Source organism: Clostridium sp. AF28-12 (genome assembly GCF_003435225.1).
GTDB classification, from domain to species: domain Bacteria; phylum Bacillota; class Clostridia; order Lachnospirales; family Lachnospiraceae; genus Pilosibacter; species Pilosibacter fragilis.
The window spans coordinates 3,595-4,061 of the sequence record NZ_QWGJ01000046.1; the positions used below are offsets into that span (position 1 = coordinate 3,595).

At 53.7% G+C, this 467-nt stretch carries 1 protein-coding gene; it reads right to left on the minus strand.

Features of this window, described 5'->3' with window-relative positions; translation table 11 throughout:
- Positions 1 to 467, minus strand: a 467-nt coding sequence (locus tag DWY93_RS17720) for a virulence-associated E family protein (RefSeq protein WP_242990761.1), incomplete at both ends; no start/stop codon positions are given.

A 467-nucleotide genomic window follows, 5' to 3' on the forward strand; every position in this document is an offset into this window, starting at 1 on the left:
CGGTCTGCCGGGTGGGTTTCATAGGGTATCTTGTAGACCTCTTTCTGCCGGCTTAAAAACGACTTGATTTCCTCAATGCTCTTGGCGTTGGCAGTTGCCATCATTTCCGACATTTCGATAATCCAGTGACCTTGCAGCTTGCGGTACACATTGTCATCGTCCAGCTTCCGCAAATCATCGGAGAACCACTCGTCCCGGACTGCCAGCAGACGGAAGAAGGTGGACTTGCCAGCCCCCTGACCGCCTACCAGACAGAGCATGATTTCAAACTTGCACCCCGGCTGAAAGGCTCGTGAGATTGCACCCAGCAGGAACAGCTTCAACGCTTCATAGGTGTAATCGTCTGCGTCAGCCCCCAGAAAGTGCCGCAGACAGAAACGGATTCGTTCTGTCCCGTCCCACACAAGGGCACTTAGGTAGTCCCGGATGGGATGGTACTTGTTTTCATTCGCCACAATCCCGATGGC